General features: G+C 70.3%; 21 protein-coding genes and 1 tRNA gene. 3 read left to right on the forward strand and 19 right to left on the reverse strand.

Annotation, left to right across the window (positions count from 1 at the left end):
• Positions 1 to 73: 73 nt before the first annotated feature.
• From ACFVTX_RS01665 to ACFVTX_RS01690, 6 genes are all read right to left on the reverse strand, one after another.
• Complete coding sequence (locus ACFVTX_RS01665; protein WP_386897478.1) at positions 74 to 1,285, reverse strand: branched-chain amino acid ABC transporter permease; 1,212 nt, start codon at positions 1,283 to 1,285, stop codon at positions 74 to 76.
• On the reverse strand, positions 1,282 to 2,220 hold the full coding sequence (locus ACFVTX_RS01670; protein ID WP_386897480.1) for a branched-chain amino acid ABC transporter permease: 939 nt from the start codon (positions 2,218 to 2,220) through the stop codon (positions 1,282 to 1,284). Before ACFVTX_RS01670 ends, ACFVTX_RS01665 begins: the two co-directional genes overlap by 4 nt.
• On the reverse strand, positions 2,217 to 4,103 hold the full coding sequence (locus tag ACFVTX_RS01675) for an AMP-dependent synthetase/ligase (protein ID WP_386897481.1): 1,887 nt from the start codon (positions 4,101 to 4,103) through the stop codon (positions 2,217 to 2,219). Before ACFVTX_RS01675 ends, ACFVTX_RS01670 begins: the two co-directional genes overlap by 4 nt.
• Positions 4,100 to 4,912 (reverse strand): ABC transporter ATP-binding protein, encoded by an 813-nt coding sequence (locus ACFVTX_RS01680; RefSeq protein ID WP_386897483.1) that lies wholly within the window; start codon positions 4,910 to 4,912, stop codon positions 4,100 to 4,102. The genes ACFVTX_RS01675 and ACFVTX_RS01680 overlap by 4 nt, the downstream gene beginning before the upstream one ends.
• On the reverse strand, positions 4,909 to 5,694 hold the full coding sequence (locus tag ACFVTX_RS01685) for an ABC transporter ATP-binding protein (protein WP_386897485.1): 786 nt from the start codon (positions 5,692 to 5,694) through the stop codon (positions 4,909 to 4,911). The genes ACFVTX_RS01680 and ACFVTX_RS01685 overlap by 4 nt, the downstream gene beginning before the upstream one ends.
• 179 nt (positions 5,695 to 5,873) lie before the next feature.
• The gene (locus tag ACFVTX_RS01690) at positions 5,874 to 7,241 is read right to left on the reverse strand and encodes an MFS transporter (RefSeq protein ID WP_386897487.1); all 1,368 of its coding nucleotides are present in this window, start codon (positions 7,239 to 7,241) and stop codon (positions 5,874 to 5,876) included.
• Positions 7,242 to 7,418: 177 nt separating this feature from the next.
• On the opposite strand from ACFVTX_RS01690, the gene ACFVTX_RS01695 reads away from it, so the two are divergent.
• A complete protein-coding gene (locus tag ACFVTX_RS01695; protein WP_386897489.1) occupies positions 7,419 to 8,087 on the forward strand; it encodes a TetR/AcrR family transcriptional regulator in 669 nt (222 codons plus the stop codon).
• An 83-nt stretch (positions 8,088 to 8,170) separates the two neighbouring features.
• Here ACFVTX_RS01695 and ACFVTX_RS01700 read toward each other — a convergent pair.
• The 3 genes from ACFVTX_RS01700 to ACFVTX_RS01710 form a co-directional block, all read right to left on the reverse strand.
• Positions 8,171 to 8,242 (reverse strand) — tRNA-Gln (locus ACFVTX_RS01700).
• Positions 8,243 to 8,545: 303 nt separating this feature from the next.
• On the reverse strand, positions 8,546 to 10,060 hold the full coding sequence (gene gltX / locus ACFVTX_RS01705) for a glutamate--tRNA ligase (protein ID WP_386897491.1): 1,515 nt from the start codon (positions 10,058 to 10,060) through the stop codon (positions 8,546 to 8,548).
• Between the two features lie 10 nt (positions 10,061 to 10,070).
• On the reverse strand, positions 10,071 to 11,033 hold the full coding sequence (locus ACFVTX_RS01710; RefSeq protein ID WP_386897493.1) for a LysR family transcriptional regulator: 963 nt from the start codon (positions 11,031 to 11,033) through the stop codon (positions 10,071 to 10,073).
• A gap of 81 nt (positions 11,034 to 11,114) precedes the next feature.
• Between ACFVTX_RS01710 and ACFVTX_RS01715 the strand changes: the two genes are divergently transcribed.
• Positions 11,115 to 12,179, forward strand: coding sequence for an aminotransferase class V-fold PLP-dependent enzyme (locus ACFVTX_RS01715; protein WP_386897494.1), 1,065 nt, complete (start codon positions 11,115 to 11,117; stop codon positions 12,177 to 12,179).
• On the opposite strand, the gene ACFVTX_RS01720 is transcribed toward ACFVTX_RS01715, so the two are convergent.
• The 6 genes from ACFVTX_RS01720 to ACFVTX_RS01745 all read right to left on the reverse strand — a co-directional run bounded on the left by ACFVTX_RS01720 (position 12,163) and on the right by ACFVTX_RS01745 (position 17,910).
• Positions 12,163 to 12,702: a group III truncated hemoglobin gene (locus ACFVTX_RS01720; RefSeq protein ID WP_386897496.1), complete on the reverse strand. Its 540-nt coding sequence runs from the start codon at positions 12,700 to 12,702 to the stop codon at positions 12,163 to 12,165. The genes ACFVTX_RS01715 and ACFVTX_RS01720 overlap by 17 nt on opposite strands.
• Before the next feature lie 9 nt (positions 12,703 to 12,711).
• Positions 12,712 to 13,485, reverse strand: coding sequence for a fumarylacetoacetate hydrolase family protein (locus ACFVTX_RS01725; RefSeq protein WP_386897498.1), 774 nt, complete (start codon positions 13,483 to 13,485; stop codon positions 12,712 to 12,714).
• 45 nt (positions 13,486 to 13,530) lie between these two features.
• On the reverse strand, positions 13,531 to 14,001 hold the full coding sequence (locus ACFVTX_RS01730; protein ID WP_386897500.1) for a GNAT family acetyltransferase: 471 nt from the start codon (positions 13,999 to 14,001) through the stop codon (positions 13,531 to 13,533).
• The gene (locus tag ACFVTX_RS01735) at positions 13,998 to 15,113 is read right to left on the reverse strand and encodes a branched-chain amino acid aminotransferase (protein WP_386897502.1); all 1,116 of its coding nucleotides are present in this window, start codon (positions 15,111 to 15,113) and stop codon (positions 13,998 to 14,000) included. Before ACFVTX_RS01735 ends, ACFVTX_RS01730 begins: the two co-directional genes overlap by 4 nt.
• Before the next feature lie 29 nt (positions 15,114 to 15,142).
• Positions 15,143 to 16,204, reverse strand: a complete 1,062-nt coding sequence (locus tag ACFVTX_RS01740) for a 3-isopropylmalate dehydrogenase (RefSeq protein ID WP_386897503.1) — start codon at positions 16,202 to 16,204, stop codon at positions 15,143 to 15,145.
• A 92-nt stretch (positions 16,205 to 16,296) separates the two neighbouring features.
• Positions 16,297 to 17,910 carry an MFS transporter gene (locus ACFVTX_RS01745; RefSeq protein WP_386897505.1) on the reverse strand — a complete coding sequence of 538 codons (1,614 nt, stop codon included), beginning with the start codon at positions 17,908 to 17,910 and terminating at the stop codon, positions 16,297 to 16,299.
• Positions 17,911 to 18,016: 106 nt separating this feature from the next.
• Between ACFVTX_RS01745 and ACFVTX_RS01750 the strand changes: the two genes are divergently transcribed.
• Positions 18,017 to 18,580: a TetR/AcrR family transcriptional regulator gene (locus ACFVTX_RS01750; RefSeq protein WP_386897506.1), complete on the forward strand. Its 564-nt coding sequence runs from the start codon at positions 18,017 to 18,019 to the stop codon at positions 18,578 to 18,580.
• A 255-nt stretch (positions 18,581 to 18,835) separates the two neighbouring features.
• On the opposite strand, the gene serA is transcribed toward ACFVTX_RS01750, so the two are convergent.
• The 4 genes from serA to ACFVTX_RS01770 all read right to left on the reverse strand — a co-directional run bounded on the left by serA (position 18,836) and on the right by ACFVTX_RS01770 (position 22,277).
• Positions 18,836 to 20,434 carry a phosphoglycerate dehydrogenase gene (gene serA, locus ACFVTX_RS01755; RefSeq protein ID WP_386897507.1) on the reverse strand — a complete coding sequence of 533 codons (1,599 nt, stop codon included), beginning with the start codon at positions 20,432 to 20,434 and terminating at the stop codon, positions 18,836 to 18,838.
• 173 nt (positions 20,435 to 20,607) lie between these two features.
• Positions 20,608 to 20,976, reverse strand: coding sequence for a hypothetical protein (locus ACFVTX_RS01760; protein ID WP_386897509.1), 369 nt, complete (start codon positions 20,974 to 20,976; stop codon positions 20,608 to 20,610).
• Complete coding sequence (locus tag ACFVTX_RS01765) at positions 20,973 to 21,500, reverse strand: hypothetical protein (RefSeq protein ID WP_386897511.1); 528 nt, start codon at positions 21,498 to 21,500, stop codon at positions 20,973 to 20,975. The genes ACFVTX_RS01760 and ACFVTX_RS01765 overlap by 4 nt, the downstream gene beginning before the upstream one ends.
• 9 nt (positions 21,501 to 21,509) lie before the next feature.
• Positions 21,510 to 22,277, reverse strand: a complete 768-nt coding sequence (locus ACFVTX_RS01770) for a copper homeostasis protein CutC (protein WP_386897513.1) — start codon at positions 22,275 to 22,277, stop codon at positions 21,510 to 21,512.
• Positions 22,278 to 22,381 lie beyond the last annotated feature (104 nt).

Raw genomic sequence — 22,381 nt, forward strand, 5'->3', positions numbered from 1 at the left:
TCCTTTGACTGAGGTGATTGCCGTATTCAGTTGTCGGCTCTTCGGTGCGCGTGCTCGAGACGAGAGCACGTGCTCAATACGAGAACGGCCAGGATGCGAAGTAGTTGCGAACGCGAACCCACAGGCCGAAGAGGCCCCGCGGTTCGAGCGTGATGAACACGACGATCAGCACGCCGAAGATGATCGTCTGCAGTTGGAAGACGTTGAGGACGCCGCCGCTCGACACCGTGATCCACGGGATGCTGCCGGTCAGTTCCTCGAGCAGGCGGGGCATCAGTACGACGAAGCACGCGCCGATGACGGTTCCCGAGATCGTCGCGATCCCGCCGATCACGATGACCGCGAGGAAGTCGACCGACAGGAAGAGATTCCACTGCTCGGGCGCGATCCTGCCGATGAGCATCGAGAAGAGTGCGCCGGCGACGCCCGCGTACGCCGACGACAGCACGAAGGCGAGCGTCTTGGTGCGCAGGAGGTTCACTCCCATCACCTCGGCCGCGATGTCGCGGTCTCGAACCGCCGCGAAGGCCCTCCCGAAGCGCCCGCGCGTGAAATTGCGGCCCGCGACGCCGAGCGCCACCAGCAGCACGAACGAGAGCAGGAAGAAGCTCACTTCGGGGCGCAGCACGATCGGCCCGATCGCGTAGGTCGCGGTCATGTCGACGCCGAACAGGGTGCGCTCCGCGACGCCGCGCCCGATGCCCTGCCCGCCCGTGATCGGCACGAGGATCTTGAAGAGGTGCTCGCCGATGATGAGGAGGCCGAGGGTCAGCACCGCCAGGTACAGGCCGCGCACCCTGGTGGCGAGCGGTGCGACGATCAAGCCGAGGAGGGCGGGGATGACGGCCGACAGGGGCAGCACGAGGGCGAGATCCCATTGCAGGCCCCACGTGGTGCTCCCCGGTGCTCCGCCGAACACCGCTGCGGTGTAGGCGCCGACGCCGAGGAAGAAGGCGTGACCGAGTGAGACCTGGCCGGCGTAGCCCGTGAGCAGGTTGAGCCCGATCCCGCCGATCGCGTAGATCGCCGCGAGGGTGAGCAGGTACGTGAGGTCGGCCGCGATGACGAACGGTGCGACCACCGTCAGGACGAGCAGGCCGAGCACCCACCAGCGTTTCGCGGACGTGTTGAGCAGGGCGCGATCGGCTGCGTAGCTCGTGTAGAGGCCCGGTCGGCCGCGCCTGACGGCAGGACTGACGCGTCCGCGCCCGTCGCGGAAGTCGAGGAGCGCCGAGTCGCCGGTGAGGCGTCTCGAGGCGTCGATGGATTCGATCGTGCGAGTCATACTCGTTGAACCTCCCGGGTACCGAAAATGCCGTAGGGCCTGACGAGGAGCACCAGAATCATCAGGAGATACGGGACGACGTTCTCGAAGTTCGTGCCGAGCCATGGTGCGTAGACGGTCTGATACGTCTTCGTGAGCGCCATCGCGAGCCCGACGATCAGTCCCCCGAGCACGGCTCCCTTGAGCGAGTCCAGGCCGCCGATGATGATGGCGGGCAGCGCCACGAGGGCGAAGAGCGCGTCGGTCGCCTGCACCACCGACCCGTTGGCGGCGAGCAGCACGCCGGCGAGCGCCGCGAGCGCGCCGCCGATCGCCCAGGAGATCGAGAACATGCGCCCGACCGAGATGCCCTGTGCGAGCGCGGTCTCCTGATCGAGCGAGGTGGCGCGCATGGCGAGACCGAGCCGCGAGCGTGTCAGCCACCAGCCGAGGAGGCCGATGACCGCGAGCGCGATGACGAAGCGGGCGATCGCGTTCTCGTAGATCTGCACACCCCCATCGCAACCGGTCACGCCGAACGACTCGGTCGCAGTGCCGCCCAGACAGACCGATCGCAGTTGCCAGGGGTCGTCGACGGTCCGCGGCTGCGAGTCGAACAGGCGGAAGGCGACGACGAGCAGGGCGATGAAGAGCCCGACGGTGACGATCGCGGCCGAGAACTGCGGCCGCCCAACCAACGGACGGATGGCGACGCGTTCGATGCCGACCGACAGCAGGGCGATGACGAGCATCGCCAGCGGGGCGGCGAGCCAGAAGCCCCATCCCAGCTGCGTCGCGAACACGCTGGCGGCGAAGGTGCCGAGGATGAGCAGGGCCGGCTGGGCGAAGTTGAGCACCCCGGTCGCACGGTAGATGATCACGAAGCTCACGGCGATCAGGGCGTAGACCGCCCCTTGGCCGACACCGGCCGCGAGCGATGAGAGCAGCAGGTTCATCCGTTCCTCCCGAGGTCTGCGCCGACGTACTCGAACCCGTCGGAGTACATGTCGTCGATGAGGTGCGGCACCGTCCGAGCGAACGAGTGGCGCTTGAGCTTCTGCGTCGCGGTCAGATCGCCGTCGGCGTGATCGAGCTCCTTGGTCAGCATGCGGAACTTCCGCACGGCTTCGACCCGTGCGAAACGTTGGTTCACGTCCCGCACCGCCCCCGAGATGAGTTCGACGACCTCGGGCTTGGACGAGAGATCGCGGTACGTCGTGAATTCGATGCGACGACGCGCCGCCCAATCGGCGACCGTGTCGAACTCGACGCCGATCAGCGCAGTGAGGTACGGGCGTCGGTCTCCGATGACGACCGCCTCCTTGACGAACGGCGACGCCTTGAGCGCATTCTCGATCTCGCTCGGAGAGATGTTCTTGCCGCCGGCGGTGATGATGATGTCCTTCATTCGGTCGACGATTCGCAGGTGGGTGCCGTCGACCCATTCGCCGACGTCGCCGGTGTGCAACCAGCCGTGCTCGTCGATGACGTCGGCGGAGGCATCCGGCCGCCCCCAGTAGCCGGCGAAATTGCCCGGATGCCTCGTCAGGATCTCGTTCGTGCCGTCGGCGAGCGACACCTCGGCGAACGGTTGCGGTTCGCCGACGGTCCCGAGCTTCAGACGACCGACGAAGTTGCTCGTCGTGATCGCGGAGTTCTCGGTCATGCCGTACGCCTCGTACAGCGGCACGCCGAGCCCCAGGTGGAAGGCGAGCACGTCGGGCGAGATCGGCGCGGCGCCCGAGAGCGCGTGCCGCACGCGAAGCAACCCGAGGCGCTTGCGCAGCGGCCGGTAGAGCGGGAGGTACCCGATCGCGTACCGCACCCGGGCGGCCGGCGTGAACGCTCCCCCGTTCGCGATGCGTTCGGCGGCGATCACGCGGCTCCACCGCTCCCCGACGCGATACGCGGTGCGCTTGAGCCAGGACGCGTTCGCCGTCTTGATCACGACGGTCGCCTGGATCTTCTCCCAGATCCGCGGGACGGCGAAGAGGATCGTCGGCTGCACCTCGACCAGGTCCGCGGTGACGGTGTCGATCGACTCGGCGAAGTGCACGACCGAGTGCGTGCGCAGATGCGCCCACACCGAGATGGCACGTTCCACGACGTGCGACAGGGGCAGATAGGAGAGCAGCACCGAATCCGGCCCCATCGCCTTCCGCCCGAGCACCCCGCCGGCCATCGTGAACACGTGCGAGGCGAACGAGACGTTCCGAACGGTCAGCATCGCCCCCTTCGGAGGCCCGGTGGTTCCCGAGGTGTAGATGAGCGTCGCGAGGTCATCGGGGGTGCGCTCCGCCTCGTGCCCGTCGAGCAGGCCCGGGTACTCCGCCCGCATCGCCTCGCCGCGCTCGATCAGCTCGTCGATGGAGATGAGCTTCGGATGCTCGTAGCCGACCAGGCCGCGCCCGTTCAGGAAGACGATCCACTCGAGGTCGGGGCACTCGGGCTCGGCTCCGATCGCCTTGTCGACCTGTTCCTGATCCTCGGCGATGAGCACCCGCGCACCGCTGTCACGCAGGAGGTAGGCGACTTCGGCGACCGGATTCGTCGGGTAGAAGCCCACGACCGCGGCGCGCAGGGCGACCGACGCGACGTCGGTGAAGAGCCACTCGGGTCGGTTCTCGGATTGGATGGCGACCCGATCGCCGGCCGTCACGCCCAGCGCGGCGAGGCCGTACGCGATCCGCTCGACCGCGTCGAGATACTCGCGCCAGGTGATGTCCTGCCAGATGCCCGACTGCTTGACCCGCAACGACGTGCGATCGGGAATCGCGGCCGCGGCGTCGCGCAGCAGGCCGGGCAGTGAGTCGAGGGGCGGTTCGCCGACGGCGGTCACGACCCGACCTCCTCTCCGGCGAGCGCGGCGTGAGCGACGGCGCTCGACGCGCCGCCGAGATAGGCGTCGATGACGGCGGGGTCGCGCTGCACCTCATCCGGCGTGCCGAGCGCGATGCGCTTGCCGAAGTCGATCACCATGACGCGGTCGGCGAGGTCCATGACCAGACGCATGTCGTGCTCGACCATGATCATCGAGGTGCCGAGCTCACTGCGGATGTCGAGGATGAATCGCGCCATGTCCTCGGTCTCCTCCGAGTTCATGCCGGCGACGGGTTCGTCGAGCAGGAGCAGTCGCGGTTCCATCGCGAGTGCGCGACCGAGTTCGATGCGCTTGCGGATGCCGTAGGGCAGGGTGCCGACCGGAGCGTGACGCACCCCTGCGAGGTCGAGGAACTCGATCAGGTCCTCGATGAACGCCCGGGCGATGAGCTCCTGCCGGCGCGCCCGGCCCAGCCAGAGCATCGCCTCGGGCCACGAGTAGGACGTCGCCTGATGGCGTCCGAGCAGGAGGTTGTCGAGCACCGACAGGTTGTCGAACAGTTCGACGTTCTGGAACGTGCGTGCGATCCCACGGCGGGCGATCCGGTCGGGAGCCTGCCCGATCAGCGGCTCGCCGTCGAGCGCGATCGAGCCCTCCTCCGGGCGGTAGACGCCGGAGATGCAGTTGAACGTCGACGTCTTGCCGGCGCCGTTCGGACCGATTATCGCGAACAGCTCGCCCGCACGGACATCGAACGACACCGCATCGAGCGTCGTCGCGCCGCCGAAGCTGAGTGTGACGCCGTCGACCTCGAGGAGCGGCGTCATGACAGCCACCGCTTCCGCCGCTTGTAGTGTTTCACTTCGCGCAGGCTCCCGGCCGAGGTTCCCGCCCCGAGGTAGAACTCGCGGATGTCCTCGTCGTCGCGCAGCGCTTCGGCCGAGGCATCCATCACGATCCGCCCGTTCTCCATGACGTATCCGTGATCGGCGATCGACAGGGCCATCGCCGCGTTCTGCTCGACGAGCAGCACGCCGGTGCCGGAGTCGCGGATCGTCACGATGAGGTCGCGGATCCGCTCGACGACCTGCGGTGCGAGTCCGAGGCTCGGCTCGTCGAGCAGGATGTACCGCGGCTCGGCCATGAGCGCCCGCCCGATGGCGAGCATCTGCTGCTCGCCGCCCGAGAGATAGCCCGCGCGCTGTCCTCGGCGGGTGCCGAGGATCGGGAACATCTGGTAGACGCGATCGAGATTGTCGGCGACGCCCGCACGGCTCCGCGTGTACGCGCCGATCCGCAGATTCTCCTCGACGCTGAACTCCACGAAGATGCGTCGGCCCTCCATCACCTGGCTGACCCCCGCGCGCACGACCTCTGGGGCGCGGGTGACGTCGATCGGCTGGTCGTCGACCGAGACGTGGCCGCGCGTGACTCTTCCGCGGTGGACGTCGAGCAGGCCCGTCATCGCGCGGAGGAGCGACGTCTTGCCTGCGCCGTTGGCTCCGAGCAGCGCGACGATCCCGTCGCGGGGCACGCGGATGCTCGCCCCTTTGACGACGAGCATGACGTCCTCGTAGACGACTTCGATGTTGTGGACGGCGAGCGTCATGGCTCCCTCTCGGTCACATCGCCGGAGTGGTCCGACGCTCAGCAGCGAGCGCGAGTCCGACCGAGCGAATTCCGGATTCCTGGTGAAACTGAGGCTTGTTGATTGCGACGCAGTACCACGACGGGCGCGAGGAGCTCCGGGATTCCGCCACGCACGCCGCTCCGTCGCCGGAGCACGGCTCATGCGTTCGTCGAGGAGGTCTCGGAAGTCTGCGAAGTCTCGGCAGCCTCGGCGCTCTCGACCCGAGCCTCCGATGCGGAGTCCATGTCGGTTCCGTTGGTCTCACGGAGCACGAGGGTGCAGACGACCGACAGCAGCAGGCTGAGCGAGATGTAGACGGCGACGGGCCACCACTCCCCTCCGGCTGCCGTCATGATGAGGGTGCTGATCAGCGGAGCGAGGCCACCGCCGAGAACCGCGCCGATCTGCGCCGCGAGTGCGCCGGCGCTGTACCGCACCTGCGTCGGGAACAGCTCGGCCGCGAACGTGGTGATCGGTCCGAAGTAGATCGCGAGCAGGAGGAATGCGATCGCGTACGCGAGGATCACCAGTCCGGGCACGGCCGTGTTGATCAGGGCGAAGAACGGGAAGACGTAGAGCGCGAGCAACCCCGCACCGGTGATGATCGGCAGGCGGCGCCCGATCCGGTCCGAGAGCGCTCCGACGATCGGGGCCCCGACGAAGGTGATCACCGATCCGACCGCGATGCCCGTGAGCGTCACCGATGCCGGCATTCCCAGTTCCGCGGTCGTGTACGACGCGATGAACACGAGCAGCACGTAGAAGATCACGTAGAAGCCGAATCCGACACCGGACGCGAGCAGCAGCACCTTGGTGTGCCGCCGGAACAGCTCCACCAGCGGCCGGTTCACCGATCCTCGCTCGGTCTGGAGGTGGGTGAACGACGGCGTCTCCGCCACGTTGACCCGCATGTACAGGCCCACGATCACGAGCACGAGCGACAGCAGGAAGGGAATGCGCCAGCCCCACGACATGAATGCGTCGGGGTCGAGCATGGAGACGACGAGCACGGCGATCGTCGCGAGCAGCAGTCCGGCGGGAGCGGCCGCCGGAACGAACGCGCCGTAGAGCCCCCGGCGGTTGCGCGGTGCGTGCTCCGTCGCCATGAGCACGGCTCCGGCGACTTCACCGCCGTAGGCGAATCCCTGGACCAGGCGCAGCGTCACGAGCGCGATCGGCGCCCAGATGCCGATCGCGGCGTACGTCGGGAGGAGACCCATGAGGGCAGTGGCGATACCGGCCATCAGGAGCGTGGCGATGAGCACGGATCGACGGCCGACCCGGTCGCCGAAGTGTCCGGCGACGATGGCGCCGAGCGGGCGGGCGACGAACCCGACGGCGAACACCGCGAACGACGCGATCGTGGAGACCGCCTGATCGCCGGCCGGGAAGAAGAGCTGGCCGAATGCGAGCGCGGCGACGTAGCCGTAGAGCAGGAAGTCGTAGTGTTCGAGCGCGGTGCCGATGAAGCTCGCGGCCGTCGCGCGGCGGGGGGACGCGGCGGCGCCATTGCCGTCGTGTGTCATGTGTCTCTCCTTCGATGGGCGAAATCGGAAAGTGACCGAATGCAGGTGCGGGACACGCTAGGGCGTCGGATCTCCCGCTGTCAATCGATCGATTGGTTTTGGTCCTCATACCTTTGACTTCCAACGATCTGGGACATCATCACGCCCAATCGATCGATTGGGACTACGGTGATCACCATGACGATGAACTGGAGCGCTCGGCGCCTGATCGCGACCGAGGTCCGCCTCCCCGAAGGGGTCGCCTCGAGCGGGACATCCGGCCAGATCCTCCGGGCGGGCCTCGCGAGATTCGCGGAGGTGGGCTTCTACGGTGCGTCGATCCGGGACATCGCCGCGATCGCCGGAGTGAACTCCGCGACGCTCTACGCGCACTACCCGTCGAAGGAGCACATTCTCGCTGCGCTGATCCTGCACGGTCATGTCGAGTTGCACCGCCGGCTTCAAGAAGCGCTCGTGCGGGCGGGCGTCGAACCTGCCGATCAGCTCGCCGCGGTCGTGCGCGCGCACGTGTCGATCCACACCGACTTCCCGATGCTGGCCGTCGTGACGAACACCGAGCTGCACGCACTGTCGCCCGAGCTCGGGCTCCCAGCGGTGACGCTCCGGGAGCAGTCGCGGCAGCTCCTCCTCCAGGTGCTCATGAACGGGGCCGAACGAGGCGCGTTCGCGATCCCCGACACCGTGCTGACCGCGACGGCGATCTCCGCGATCGGGATGCGCGTGGCGACCTGGTTCGGACCGGAGGTGCCGTACACCGCTGACGAGATCGCGGACACGTACGTCGAGCTCGCGCTCAGAATCGTGGGCGCACGCGTCGAGACGCCCAGCACGCCGGCCACGGAGTGAACTGCGGTGGCGGGCGATCGCGAGAAGACGCTGCCGAGCCCCCGAAACGCGAAAACCCCCGGCGAGCCGGGGGTTTTTCACTGCTGGGGTACCTGGACTCGAACCAAGAACAACGGAACCAGAAACCGCCGTGTTGCCAATTACACCATACCCCAATGGCCTGAAGCCTGCGCTCCGTGCCGAGAATCAACTGTAGCCGATTATCTGGAGAAGTCCCAATCCGAGCGGGGCTCAGGTGGGCGGGAGGAGGTCAGGGGTCTCGAGACGCGTGCTTCGCTCGCTCCTCGACCACCGGAGAGCGGGCCTCGAGACGCGTGCTTCGCGCGCTCCTCGACCACCGGAATCCGGGCCCCGAGACGCGTGCCTCGCTCGCTCCTCGACCAGCGGGGCGGCGAGACGACGGATGCCACGGGGCGAACCCCGTGGCATCCGTCATTCGAGAACGCGAAACGCGACCGCTAGCCGATGAGCTCGGCGAGCCGGTCGATGCGCGCGAGCGAGTCGATCTTGCCGAGGATCTGCATCGACTCGAAGAGGGGCGGCGAGATGCGGCGGCCCGACACGGCGGTGCGCACGGGGCCGAAGGCTACGCGGGGCTTGAGCCCGAGTCCGTCGATGAGGGCGGCGCGCAGGGCCTCCTCGATCTCGGCGGTGCCCCATGCGTCGGCGGGCAGCGCGTCGAGGGCGTTGCGGGCGGCGGCGAGCACGGCGCCCGTGTCGGCCGGCAGCGCGCCGACGGCGGCCTCGTCGTACTCGAGCGAGGCGGCGTCGGTGAAGAGGAACCCGAGCATGCCGGGCGCTTCGCCGAGCAGGTTGATGCGCTCCTGAACGAGGGGTGCGGCCTCGGCGAGGATCGCCTCGTGCGCGGGCGAGATCGGCGTCTCGACGGCGCCGGCGGCCTGCAGGTATGGCACGGTGCGCGCGGCGAAGTCGGCGACGTCGAGCTGACGGACGTGGTCGCCGTTGATCGCCTCGGCCTTCTTCAGGTCGAAGCGGGCCGGGTTCGGGTTGACGTTCTCGACGTCGAAGGCGGCGACGAGCTCGTCGCGGCTGAACACGTCGCGGTCGGCCGAGAAGCCCCAGCCGAGGAGCGCGAGGTAGTTGAGCAGACCCTCGGGGATGAAGCCGCGGTCGCGGTGGTGGAACAGGTTCGACTCGGGGTCGCGCTTCGAGAGCTTCTTGTTGCCCTCGCCCATGACGTAGGGCAGGTGGCCGAAGCGGGGCACGAAGGTCGTCACGCCGATGTCGATGAGCGCGTGGTAGAGCGCAATCTGGCGGGGCGTCGACGAGAGCAGGTCCTCGCCGCGCAGCACGTGGGTGATGCCCATGAGGGCGTCGTCGACGGGGTTCACGAGCGTGTAGAGCGGCGCGCCGTTCGGGCGCACGACGACGAAGTCGATCGTGTTGCCGACCGGGAAGCTGATCTCGCCGCGCACGAGGTCGTCGAAGCCGAGCTCGACCTCGGGCACGCGCAGGCGCAGTGCGGGCTCGCGGCCCTCGGCACGGAACGCGGCCTTCTGCTCGTCGGTGAGGTCGCGGTCGTAGTTGTCGTAGCCGAGCTGCTTCGGGCGGCCGTTCGCCTCGTTGCGGGCGTCGATCTCTTCAGCGGTCGAGAAGCTCTCGTACACGTGGCCCGAGTCCTTGAGGCGCGCGATCACGTCCTGGTAGATTTCGCCGCGCTGCGACTGCCGGTAGGGCTCGTGGGGACCGCCGATGCCGATGCCCTCGTCCCAGTCGAGGCCGAGCCACGTGAGCGCGTCGAGGATCATCTCGTAGCTCTCTTCGCTGTCGCGCGCGGCGTCGGTGTCTTCGATGCGGAACACGAAGGTGCCGCCGGTGTGACGCGCGTAGGCCCAGTTGAACAGGGCGGTGCGCACGAGACCGACGTGCGGCGTGCCGGTCGGTGAGGGGCAGAAGCGCACACGGACATCGCTGCCGGTGGCCTGGGTGAAGGGGTGAGCTGAGTCGGACATCGCCTCAATGCTATCGAGCGACGCGCCCGGCGGGGCCGCCGCCGAGGCCTGCCAGCGCGGCGAGGGTGGCCGCGACGGCGGGCACCCGCTCGGCGCCCTTCGCGGTCACGAGGTGCAGCGAGCGCACATCGGCGCGCGCGGTGGGTCGCGTGACCACGTCGGGATGCCTCGGCGACGCCGCGAGGGCGAGCGCAGGCAGCAGCGCCACACCGAGTCCCTGCGCGACCATTCCCTCGACGGCCACGAAGTTGTCGGTCTCGAAGGCGATGCGCGGCGTGAACCCCGCGGCATCCGCCAGTTCGAGGAGGTGGCCGCGGCAGCGCGGGCAGCCCGCGATCCACGGCTCGTCGCCGAGGGCGCCGAGCTCGATGCGGTCGGATGCCGCGGCCGGATGCCCGGCCGGCAGCACGAGCCGCATCGGCTCCTCGCCGTAGGCGCGCACGTCGAGGCCCCGGGCGCTCGCCCGGTGCGGGTCGTCGCGGTCGCCCGGGTAGCTGAAGGTGATGGCGACGTCGGCCCGGTCGGCGCGCACCGCGGCAACCGCCTCGGGGGGTTCGGCCTCGACGTAGGTGACGGTGACGCCCGGATGCTCCGCCGCGAGCGCGGCGATGAGCCGCGGCACGAGCGTCGCCGAGGCCGACGGGAACGCGACGAGGCGCACGCGCCCCGCCCGCAGCCCCCGGAGTTCGGCGAGTTCGCCGGCGGCCGCCTCGAGGGCGGTCGCGACGGCGTTCGCATGGCGGGCGAGCACGCGCCCCGATTCGGTGAGGCGGATGCCGCGGCCGACGCGTTCGACGAGGGCGATGCCCGTGCGCTCCTCGAAGCGGCGCAGCTGCTGGCTCACCGCGGGCTGGCTGTAGCCGAGCGATTCCGCGGCCGCGGTGAGCGAGCCGTGCTCGGCGATGCGCCGCACGACGCGCACGGTCTGCAGGTCGAGGGCGGCCGCGAGGGCTTCGATCGAGGCATCCGACATGACCTCATCATAAGCACTCGTTATGCATGTCATAGATCACCTGCTCTTGTCGAATGAATCGACGCGGAGCACGCTGGAAGCATGCACCACCTCCGCGACCGCTACGCCGCCGGCGCCGGCTACCTCGCCGCCTGCACCCTCGGCCTGCCCGCCGACGTCACCCGCGACGCCGTCGCCCGCGACCTCGAGCGCTGGGCCTCGGGCACCGCGACCGCCGCCGACTACTCCGCCGCCGTCGAAGGCGCCCGCGGTCACGCGGCGACCCTCCTCGGCACGACGCCCGACCGGATCGCCACCGGATCCCAGGTCTCGGTGTTCACCGGGCTCGCCGCGGCCTCGGCTCCGGCCGGCGCCGAGGTGCTCTGCGTCGACGGCGACTTCTCCTCGGTCGTGGCGCCGTTCCTCGCGCGCGGCGACCTCCGCGTGCGGCACGTGCCGCTCGACGCACTCGCCGACGAGATCACCCCGTCGACCTGGCTCGTCTCCTACTCGCTCGTGCAGTCGGCGACGGGCGAGGTCGCCGACGAGGCATCCGTCACCGCCGCAGCGCGCGACGCCGGTGCACTCACCCTCGTCGACACCACCCAGGCGACGGGGTGGATGCCCACCGACCGCGTCACCGGCGACCTCGTCGTCTGCCACCCCTACAAGTGGATCGGCGCCCCGCGCGGCGCGGCCTTCACCGCCTTCTCCGACCGGGCGATCGCCGAGCTCACGCCGCACACCGCCGGGTGGTACTCGGGCGACGACCCGTGGGCCTCCTGCTACGGGCCCGAGCTGCACCTCGCGGCGGGCGCCCGCCGCTTCGAGGTCTCCCCCGCCTGGCACGCCTGGGTCGGCGCCGACGCCGCCCTCGGGTTCGCCGCCTCGCTCGACATGGAGGCGGTGCGTCGCCACGACCTCGACCTCGCGAATGCGTTCCGCGCGCGGCTCGGGCTCGAGCCCTCCGACTCGGCCATCGTCACGTGGCCCGACCGCACCGGCTGCGACCTCGGCGCACTCACCGCCGCCGGAATCGTCGCCTCGGGTCGGGCGGGCCGGGCGCGCGTCGCGTTCCACCTCTGGAACACCGAGGAGGACGTCGTGCGCGCCGCGGACGCGGTCACCGCGGGCGCGGCTGCCGCGCCGCTCAGCCCTCGGGGCTGATCGGGTCGATCGCGCCCTCGGCCTCGAGCCGCTCGCGCGTCGTGATCGTCTCGAACGACGATCCGGAGCCGCCCGCCAGCCGTCGCCGGATCGACGCCGCAATGCGCTCACCCTGCACCTTCGCCCGCTCGGCCACCTCACCGGTGTACCCGTCGTCGATCGTGTGCCGCCACAGCACCAGCCAGCGATCGAAATGGGCCTCCGTCAGGGGATGCTTCGCATCGAGCGCGACGTGCAACGCGAGCGCGTTGCGGCGGTACGTGCCCGCGTCGAACAGCACCGACTCCCAGAAGTCGCACATGATCGGCAGGTGGTGGGCGAGGTCCATGCGAGCGACCCCGGTGAAGATCGGGCCGATCAGCGGGTCGGCGAACGCCCGCATGTAGAACTCCTCGATGAGCGCGGCCAGATCGGCGCGATCGCGCAGGTCGTGGCGGCCGTCGCCCGGGGCCGGGTCGATCGTCAGCGGGTCGCCGGCGCCGCCGGTGACCTCCATGCCGCTCGCCTCGCCCAGCTCGCCCATGCGACCGACCTACTTCGCCGCGCGAACCGGGTTCGAGAGCGTGCCGAGACCCGAGACGGTGACCTCGACGGTGTCGCCGTCGACGATCGGGCCGACGCCCGCCGGGGTGCCCGTGAGGATGACGTCGCCAGGCAGCAGCGTGAACACGCTCGACGCGTGCGCGATGATCGCCGGCACCGAGTGCACGAGGTCGGCGAGGCGCCCCTCCTGCTTGCGGACGCCGTTCACGCTCGTCTCGATCGTGCCGCGCTCGAGGTCGACCTCGGTCGAGATGACCGGGCCGAGCGGGCAGAACGAGTCGAAGCCCTTCGCACGGGTCCACTGGCCGTCGCGCTGCTGCAGGTCGCGGGCCGTCACGTCGTTCGCGATCGTGTAGCCGAAGATCACCTGGTCGGCGTCCTCTTCGCGCACGTTCTTCGCGATGCTGCCGATCACGACCGCGAGCTCGCCCTCGTGCTCGACGCGCTCGCTCTGCGGGGGCAGCACGATCGGGTCGCCGGGGCCGATCACGCTCGTGTTCGGCTTCAGGAACAGCAGCGGCTCGGTCGGAGCGGCGCCGCCCATCTCGGCGGCGTGGTCGTGGTAGTTCTTGCCGACCGCGATGACCTTCGATCGCGGGATCACCGGGGCCAGCAGCTTCGCCTCGGCGAGCGGCACCCGCTCGCCGGTCGGCTCGTAGCCCGCGAACATGGGGTCGGCCTTCAGCACGACGAGCTCGTGCTCCTCCTCGTCGATGATGCCGAACGAGATGGTCTCACCGTGTGCGAACCGCGCGATCTTCATGCGATCAAGCCTATCGGCGCCGCCCGTGCGGGGCGCGTGAGCGCGTCAGGCGCCCGGCGCGTCGGGGATCAGCCGCTTGCCGAGACTCACCGCGTCGTCGACCGCGTAGCCGAGCCGCTCGTAGAACGCGATCACCTCGGTGTTCGAGGTGCGCACCTGCAGGTTGAGCTTGGGGCACCCGCGCTCGACGAGCAGGCGCTCTGCCTCGGCCATGAGCCGACGCCCGAGCCCGGTGCCGCGCGCCGGGTCGGCGACCGCGAGGTAGTTCACCCAGCCGCGGTGCCCCTCGTAGCCGATCATCGCCGTGCCGACGAGGGTCGCGTCACTCGCGACCGCGACGAGGAACAGCTCGGGCTGCACCGCCAGCTTCCGCGAGATGTCGAGGTACGGGTCGTTCCACGGCTTCACGAGGCCCGCGGCGCGCCAGAGCGCGACGACGGCCTCGGTGTCGGCGACGGCGAACGGCCGGATCGAGGTCGATCCGGCCGCCGCGTCGTCGTGGAGTACGTCGCTCACGCGTCGAGGCGGAGCATCCAGCCGTGGCGGTCTTCGACGCGCCCGTACTGGATGCCCGTGAGCTCCTCGCGGAGCGAGAGCGCGAGCTCGGCGGCCGCGTCGCCCTCGTGCACGATCTCGAAGTCCTCGGCGAGGAGGCGCCCGATGGGCGTCACCACGGCGGCGGTGCCGCAGGCGAAGGCGCCCACGATCTCGCCGGATGCCGCGCCCTCGCGCCACTCGTCGATCGTCACCCTGCGGCTCTCGACCGTGTGGCCGCGGTCCTTCGCGAGCTGCAGCACCGAGTCACGGGTGATGCCCTCGAGGATCGAGTCCGACTCGGGGGTGACGAGCGTGCCGTCCTTGTAGACGAGGATCACGTTCATGCCGCCGAGCTCCTCGAGGTACTTGCCCTCGTCGAGGAACAGGACCTGCTGGCAGCCGTGCTCGGCCGCCTCGGCCTGGGGCAGCAGGCTCGACGCGTAGTTGCCGCCGGTCTTCGCCGCGCCCGTGCCGCCCTTGCCCGCGCGTGCGTAGTTCGTCGACAGCCAGATCGACACGGGCTGCACGCCGCCGTGGAAGTAGGCGCCGGCGGGGCTCGCGATGACGTAGAAGGCGACCTTCTTCGCGGGCCGCACGCCGAGGAACGCCTCCTTGGCGAACATGAACGGGCGGATGTAGAGGCTCGTCTCGGGGGCGCTCGGCACCCACTCGGCGTCGACCTCGATGAGCTTCTTCAGCGACTCGATGAAGATGTTGCTCGGCAGTTCGGGCAGCGCGAGACGCTTCGCCGAGCGCTGCATGCGGGCCGCGTTCTGGTCGGGGCGGAAGGTCCAGATCGAGCCGTCGGCGTGACGGTACGCCTTCATGCCCTCGAAGATCTCCTGCGCGTAGTGCAGCACCGCGGCGGCCGGGTCGAGCGCGATCGGGCCGTAGGGCGTGACGCGGGGGCGGTGCCAGCCGCCCTTCTCCGACCAGCACACGTCGACCATGTGGTCGGTGAAGTGGTTGCCGAAGCCGGGGTCGGCGAGGATCGCGTCGCGTTCTTCGGGCGACTTCGCCGCGTCATTGCGGACGGTCTGCCAGATGAGGCCGGCGGCGGACGGGGCCTGGAGCGGGAGGTTGATCGTCATGAGACGTGCCTTTCGTGCGAGTGGCGTGATCAGTCGTGTGCGCCGATTCGGGCGACGATCGCGTCGCCGACCTCGGAGGTCGTGCGCGAAGCGCCGCCGCGTTCGGCGATGTCGGCGGCGACCGCCCGCTCGACCCGTTCGGCGGCGGCCGCCTCGCCGAGGTGGCGGAGCAGGAGCGCGACCGAGAGGATCGCCGCGGTGGGGTCGGCGATGCCCTTCCCTGCGATGTCGGGAGCCGAACCGTGCACCGGCTCGAACATGCTCGGGAATGCGCCGTCGGGGTTGATGTTGCCCGAGGCTGCGAGGCCGATGCCGCCGCTGATCGCGCCGGCCAGGTCGGTGAGGATGTCGCCGAAGAGGTTGTCTGTGACGATGACATCGAATCTAGCAGGGTCGGTGACGAGGAAGATCGTCGCCGCGTCGACGTGCAGGTAGTCGACGGTCACGTCGGGGTACTCGGATGCCACGGCGTCGACCGTGCGCTTCCACAACGAGCCGGCGAACACGAGCACGTTGGTCTTGTGCACGAGGGTCAGCTTCTTGCGGGGGCGGGCGTTCGCCGCGGCGAACGCATAGCGCACGACCCGCTCGACGCCGTACCCGGTGTTCACCGACACCTCGTTGGCGACCTCGTGCGGGGTGCCTGTGCGGATCGCGCCGCCGTTGCCGACGTACGGCCCCTCGGTGCCCTCGCGCACGACGACGAAGTCGACCTCGCCGGGGTTCGCGAGCGGGCTCACGACGCCCGGGTACAGCACCGACGGGCGCAGGTTCACGTAGTGGTCGAGCTCGAAGCGCAGCTTCAGCAGCAGCCCGCGCTCGATGTTCGCGCCCGCGAGGCGCGGGTCGCCGGGCACTCCCCCGACGGCGCCGAGCAGGATCGCGTCGTGCGACTTGATCGCGTCGAGGTCGGCGTCGGTCAGCACGTCGCCCGTCTCGAGGTAGCGCGCGGCACCCAGCGAGAACGGGGTCTGCTCGAACACGGTGTCGCCGCCGGCCGTGGCCGCGCCGAGCACCTTCAGCGCCTCGCCGACGACCTCGGGACCGATCCCGTCACCGGGAATCACCGCGAGCTTGACCGTCTGACCCATGAACACTCCTTCGTCGACAACCCCTCCAGCGTACTGCGGTCGCCGGCCGCGCCCCGATTCGTGACAGGGGCGACAGGGGCACGGGCGGGCGATCAGTCGTGGTGCGAGGGGTTGCGCAGGGTGAGGGCCGCGATCGTCGCGGCGGCGACCATCAGGCCGACGCCGATGAGGGAGGTCACCAGCACTCCACCGTCGAACGCGACCGCCGCGGCGTGCATGAGCTCCTCGGCCTGGGCCGCGGGCAGTTCGGATGCCACGGCGGCGGCGCCCGCGAGGGTCTCGCGCGAGGCATCCATCTGTGCCGCGGTGAGCGAGGCGGGCAGTTCGATGGCGCTCGCGTAGTGCGCGGCGATGATGCTGCCGAGGCCCGCGGTGCCGAGCACCGCACCGAGCTCGTACGCCGTCTCGGAGACCGCGGAGGCCGCGCCCGCCTTCGACGGCGGCGCGCTCGAGAGGATGAGCTCGTTCGACACCGTCTCGGCCATGCCGATGCCGATGCCGAGCATCGTGAACGCGAGGACGACCGCGCCGAGCGATCCCTCCGAGGCGCCGAAGGCGACGACGAGGTAGCCGCCGGCCGAGAGCGTCAGCGCCGACGGCACGAGGACCCGCGGGGCCAAGCGCCGGGAGATCGGCACGACGACGAGCCCGGCGACGATCATCGCGACGAGCCCGGGCAGGAGGGCGAGCCCGGCCTGGACCGGTGAGAGGCCCGCGATGATCTGCAGGTGCTGCGATACGAAGAAGAGGAAGCCCACGAGGGAGACGACGCTCAGCAGGTTCACGAGCACGGCGCCGCCGAACGGGCCGACCAGGAACAGGCGCACGTCGAGCATCGGTGCCTCGCTCGCGAGCTGGCGGCGCACGAACAGGTAGCCCGCCGCGAGGCCGACGAGGATGAAGAGCGGCCCGGCCACGTCGAGGCCCTCGGTGGCGATGTGCTTGATGCCGAACACGATCGGCGCCATCGTCGCGAGCGAGAGCAGGATGCTCCAAGGGTCGATGCGACCCGGCTTCGGGTCGCGGCTCTCGGTGATGAGGAGCGGCACGAGGATCAGCATCGGCACGAGCACCGGCACCGCGAGCAGGAACACCGAACCCCAGTGGAAGTGCTCGAGCAGGATGCCGCCGACGAGCGGGCCGAGGGCGCTGCCCGCGGCGAACGCCGAGGCCCAGATCGCGATCGCGAGGCGCCGCTGCTCGCGGTCGGCGAAGATCGAACGCAGGAGCGAGAGCGTCGAGGGCATGAGCATCGCCCCGAAGAAGCCGAGCGCGGCGCGCGCGGCGATGAGGAGTTCGGCGGTCGGCGCGAACGCGGCCGCGACCGACACGGCGGCGAAGCCGATCGAGCCGATCATGAGCATGCGACGGCGGCCCCAGCGGTCGCCCGCGCTGCCCATCGCGACGAGGAGTGCGGCGAGCACGAGCGGGTAGGCGTCGATGATCCACAGCTGCTGCGCCGCAGTGGGCGCGAGGTCGCTCGAGATCGCGGGCAGCGCGAAGCTCAGCACCGTGTTGTCGATCGACACGAGGAGTGCGGGCAGCATGAGCACCGCGAGCGCGACCCAGGCGCGGCGCGGGGCGCGGCCGGCGGCAGCGGGGCCCGCGGCGCGGGTGCGCTTCGCAGCGGCGCGGCTCGTGGTGCCGGTCGTGGGGGTGGCCGACGAATCGATCGTCGGGGTCGTGGTGGCCGTGTACTCGGTCATGGTTTCACTCAGTTTCTATACCGTCTAGTTGGTATAGTAACAGAAGCGGACCGCGCCACGTCAAGGACGCGGCACGCGATCGCCGCCGTTCAGGGAGAATCGACTCATGGCCCGTCCCCCAGCCGCTCGCGAAGCGGTGCTCGATGCGTTCGAGCGCCTCATCATCGCCGACGGCGAGCGCGCAGCCACCCTCGACGCGACCGCCCGCGAGGCCGGAGTGTCGAAGGGCGGGCTGCTCTACCACTTCGGCTCGCGCAACGCCCTCATCGGCGGGCTCATCGAGCGACTGCACCGCCTCGTCGACGAGGACGTCACCCGCATCGAAGAGGCGCCCGAGGGGCCGATCGCATACTTCGTGCGCTCCTCGCTCGAGATCGAGACGGCCCTCGACCGCAGCTTCATCGCGACCGTGCGACTCGCCCAGGGCGGCGATCGCGAGGCGGGGCAGGCCATCGAGGAGGTCCGCGAACGCTGGCTCGTCGAACTGGGCCGGTACGTCGCTGATCCGGCCCTGGCCATCGCCATCACGCTCATCGGCGACGGCCTCTACTACCACTCCGCCCTGCGGGCCGAGGCGGTCGACGACACCGCCACGACGGGCGACTTCACGCCCGAGCAGATGGACGCGCTCGTCGCACTGCTCGAACGACTCGTCGCCGACGGCCGCTGAGACGACGGTTACCCCGGCGCGCACCCAGCGAAGGGCGCCGCACCGGGGCATCCGACCGTTCGAGGTGACACAAGTGGTCGCTCTGACCTCATCGACACGACCATTCGTGTCACTTGGGTGGGCATTCTGCGGGGCAGGAGTCGTCAGAGGCACGGCGGAGGCCGGTGAGGCAGCGCGAGATGCTCCACAACGACGGATGCCCCGGGGCGGCGCCGCATGCGGCGTCACCCCGGGGCATCCGAGCGGGAACGATCGTTACTCGGTGATGTCGATCTCGACGAAGACCTGCGCGTCGATGGCCGTGCGCACCCGCTCGAGCACCTCGGCGGGCACCGGCGAGTCGACGGTGAGCACGCTGAGCGCGGTGCCGCCGGCCTCACGACGGGCGATCTGCATGCCGGCGATGTTGATGCCGGCCTCACCGAACTCCTGGCCGTAGACCGCGACGATGCCGGGGCGGTCGGTGTAGCTCATGACGATGTGGTGCTTCGCGATCGGCACCTCGAGGTCGTAGCCGTCGATGCCGACGAGCTTCTCGGTCTGCTTCGGGCCGGTCAGCGTGCCCGACACCGACACCTGGGTGCCGTCGGCGAGCGCACCGCGGAGGGTGATGACGTTGCGGTACTCGGGGCTGTCGGCCTCGGTGATGAGCCGCACCTGCACGCCGCGCTGCTCGGCGAGGAGCGGCGCGTTGACGTACGACACCGACTCGGAGACGACGTTCGTGAACACGCCCTTCAGCGCCGCGAGCTTCAGCACGCTGACGTCGTAGTCGACGAGTTCGCCGCGCACCTCGACGTCGAGGCTCGTGAGGCCGCCGTGCTCGCCGTGCGCGAGGCCCGAGAACAGCTGGCCGAGCTTCTCGACGAGCGGGATGCCGGGGCGCACGTACGGGTCGATGACGCCGCCGGCGACGTTGACCGCGTCGGGCACGAGCTCGCCGGCGAGCGCGAGGCGCACCGACTTCGCGACCGAGATGCCCGCCTTCTCCTGCGCGTCGTCGGTCGAGGCGCCGAGGTGCGGGGTGACGATGAGGTTCGGCAGGCCGATGAGCGGCGACTCCTTCGGCGGCTCCTGCACGAAGACGTCGAGGGCGGCACCGGCGATCTCGCCGGCGACGAGCGCGTCGTGGAGCGCCGCCTCGTCGATGAGGCCGCCGCGGGCGACGTTCACGACGTAGGCGGTCTTCTTCATCTTCTGCAGCTGCTCGGTGCCGATCATGCCGAGCGTCTCGGGCGTGCGCGGCATGTGGATCGTCACGAAGTCGCTGCGCTCGAGCAGTTCGTCGAGCGACACGGTCTGCACGCCGAGCTGCTGCGCGCGGGCCGCAGTGATGTAGGGGTCGTAGGCGATGACCTCCATGCCGAAGGCCTGCAGGCGGGCGGTGATGAGCGCGCCGATTCGGCCGAGGCCGATGATGCCGACGGTCTTCTCGTACAGCTCGGTGCCGGTGTACGACGACCGCTTCCACTGCCCGGCCGAGAGCGAGACGTGCCCGGCGGGGATGTGGCGGGCGAGGCTCAGGATGTGGCCGATCGTGAGCTCGGCGGCCGAGATGATGTTCGACGTCGGCGCGTTGACGACCATGACGCCGGCCGTCGTCGCCGACTTCACGTCGACGTTGTCGAGACCGACGCCCGCGCGGGCGACGACCTTCAGCTTGGGAGCCGCGGCGAGCGCCTCGGCGTCGACCTGCGTGGCCGAGCGGATGAGGATGGCGTCGGCATCGGCGAGCGACGACAGCAGCGCCGGTCGATCGGTGCCGTCGACCTGACGGATCTCGAAGTCGGGCCCGAGGGCATCGACGGTGGCGGGCGAGAGTTCTTCGGCGATCAGCACGACCGGCTTTGACACGAACGGTTCCTTCGGAGCGGCGCGCGCGACAAGGCGCACGAGGGGAAGCGCCTACGCCAGTGGGGGCGCCGTTACCCCGACCACCCTAGTGGAGTGTTGCGCGCCATCACGTACTGTGACGGCTCGCGACGTCGCCGAGCGGGCGAACGGGGTTCGCCGAGCGGGCGAACCGCTCAGACGACGACGCCGCCGAGCTGCCCGAGCAGCACGGTGAGGCTGAGGAACAGGGCGGCCGAGACGCAGAGTCCGCCGAAGTACAGGGCGATGCGAGCGAGGATGCCACGGTGCCGCCCCAGCACGAACGCCGCCGCGAAGCAGCCGAGCGGCGCCAGGAGGGCGACGATCATGACGGCCCAGCCCGCTGCGGTGAACGAGAGGCCGATGCCGAGCAGTTGCACGATGCTCTCGACGACCTCCCACACGTCGAAGGCGTAGAAGAGCCCGAAGACGACGGCGAGGGTCACGTCGAGCCAGAGCGGCAGGGTGTGGGTCGAGGCGGTGGTGGATGCCTCGGGCTCGGCACCCGCGGGGACGGCGGTCATGCGGTGACTCCGAAGATGAAGGGCAGGGGTGCGAGAACGACGGCGCCGACCACCAGCCAGACGAGCCGCGACCGCGGCGTGCGGGCGCCGCGCAGCGCGAGTGCGAACCAGACGGGGGCGGCGAGCACCGCGAGCCACAGGCCGAGGCTGTACATGAAGTCGCCCACGACGCTCATGCCGGGCACCGCGGTGCGGAGCGCCGTGATGATCCAGCCGATCGTGTAGAGCAGGTAGACGCCGCCGAGCACGCCCAGCACGACGAGCTCGACCGAACCCGTCTGCGCAGGCGCGGCGGGCTCATTGGGCTCGTCGGAGTCGAGGTCGTCGCCGGTCAAGGCACTGCCGGCTGCGTCGCCCTCGGTGCCGTCCGCTCCGGCGGCTCCGGCTCCGTCGCCGATACCGCGCTTCGCGTCGCCCTTCAGCGGAACGGCGGCCCCCACGGTCTTCCACCCGGGGGCGAGGGTCGCGTCGTCGTCGCCCTCCCAGCGCAGGGCGTCGTCGTCGGCATCGGGATCGGGGCGCATGCCTCCAGCCTAGCCAAGCGGGGTCGCCGGGGGCACCGCGCGGGCAGCGGCGACGGCCGCCTCCGCGAGCACCGCATCGGTCTCGTCGAAGCCGTCGACGCCACCGCCGGGCCCGCTCGCCCCGCCGCGCAGCGCGCGCCCGCGGGCCGAGAGGTGCACGGCGTCGACGCCCGCGCCGACCAGCGCGGCGATGTCGTCGATCTTCACCCCGCCGCCGGCCATGATCTCGAGGCGCCCCGCGGCGATCGCCGTCATCTCGGCGAGCACGCCGAGCCCGGCACGGCAGTCGGGTGCCCCGCCCGAGGTGAGCACGCGGCGGACGCCCCGGCCCTCTGCGGCGAGCGCGGCGACCGAGCCGAGGGGGTCGCCCGAGGCATCCACCGCCCGGTGCACCGTGACGTCGGCGTCGCCCGCCGCATCGACGAAGCGGGCGATCGCGTCGAGGTCGAGGGCGCCCGCGTCGGTGAGGGCGCCGACGACGACGCCGTCGGCCCCGGCGGCGACGACCGCGCGGATGTCCCGGAGCACCGTGTCGAGTTCGTCGGCGTCGTACACGAAGCCGCCGCCGCGGGGCCGCACGAGCACGTGCACGAAGCCCGCGGCCCCGGCGTCCCGTGCAGCGGCGACCGCCGCTTCGACGAGCCCGAGCGAGGGCGTCAGCCCGCCGAGGCCGAGGGCCTGGCAGAGCTCGATGCGTGCGGCACCGGCCTCGAGGGCGATGCGCGTGCCCGCGGCATCCTGAACGGCGATCTCGACGGGGAGCGGGGAGGCGACCATGCTCGACATGGTAGTGGAAAGGTTCCTCACCATCCCCCGCCTCCTCGCGCCTCGCCGCATGCTGTCCCCCGCACCCTCCCGTCCAATATGCTCATCGCGGTACA

It is taken from the genome of Agromyces sp. NPDC058136 (assembly GCF_042884375.1).
In the GTDB taxonomy this organism is placed as follows: domain Bacteria; phylum Actinomycetota; class Actinomycetes; order Actinomycetales; family Microbacteriaceae; genus Agromyces.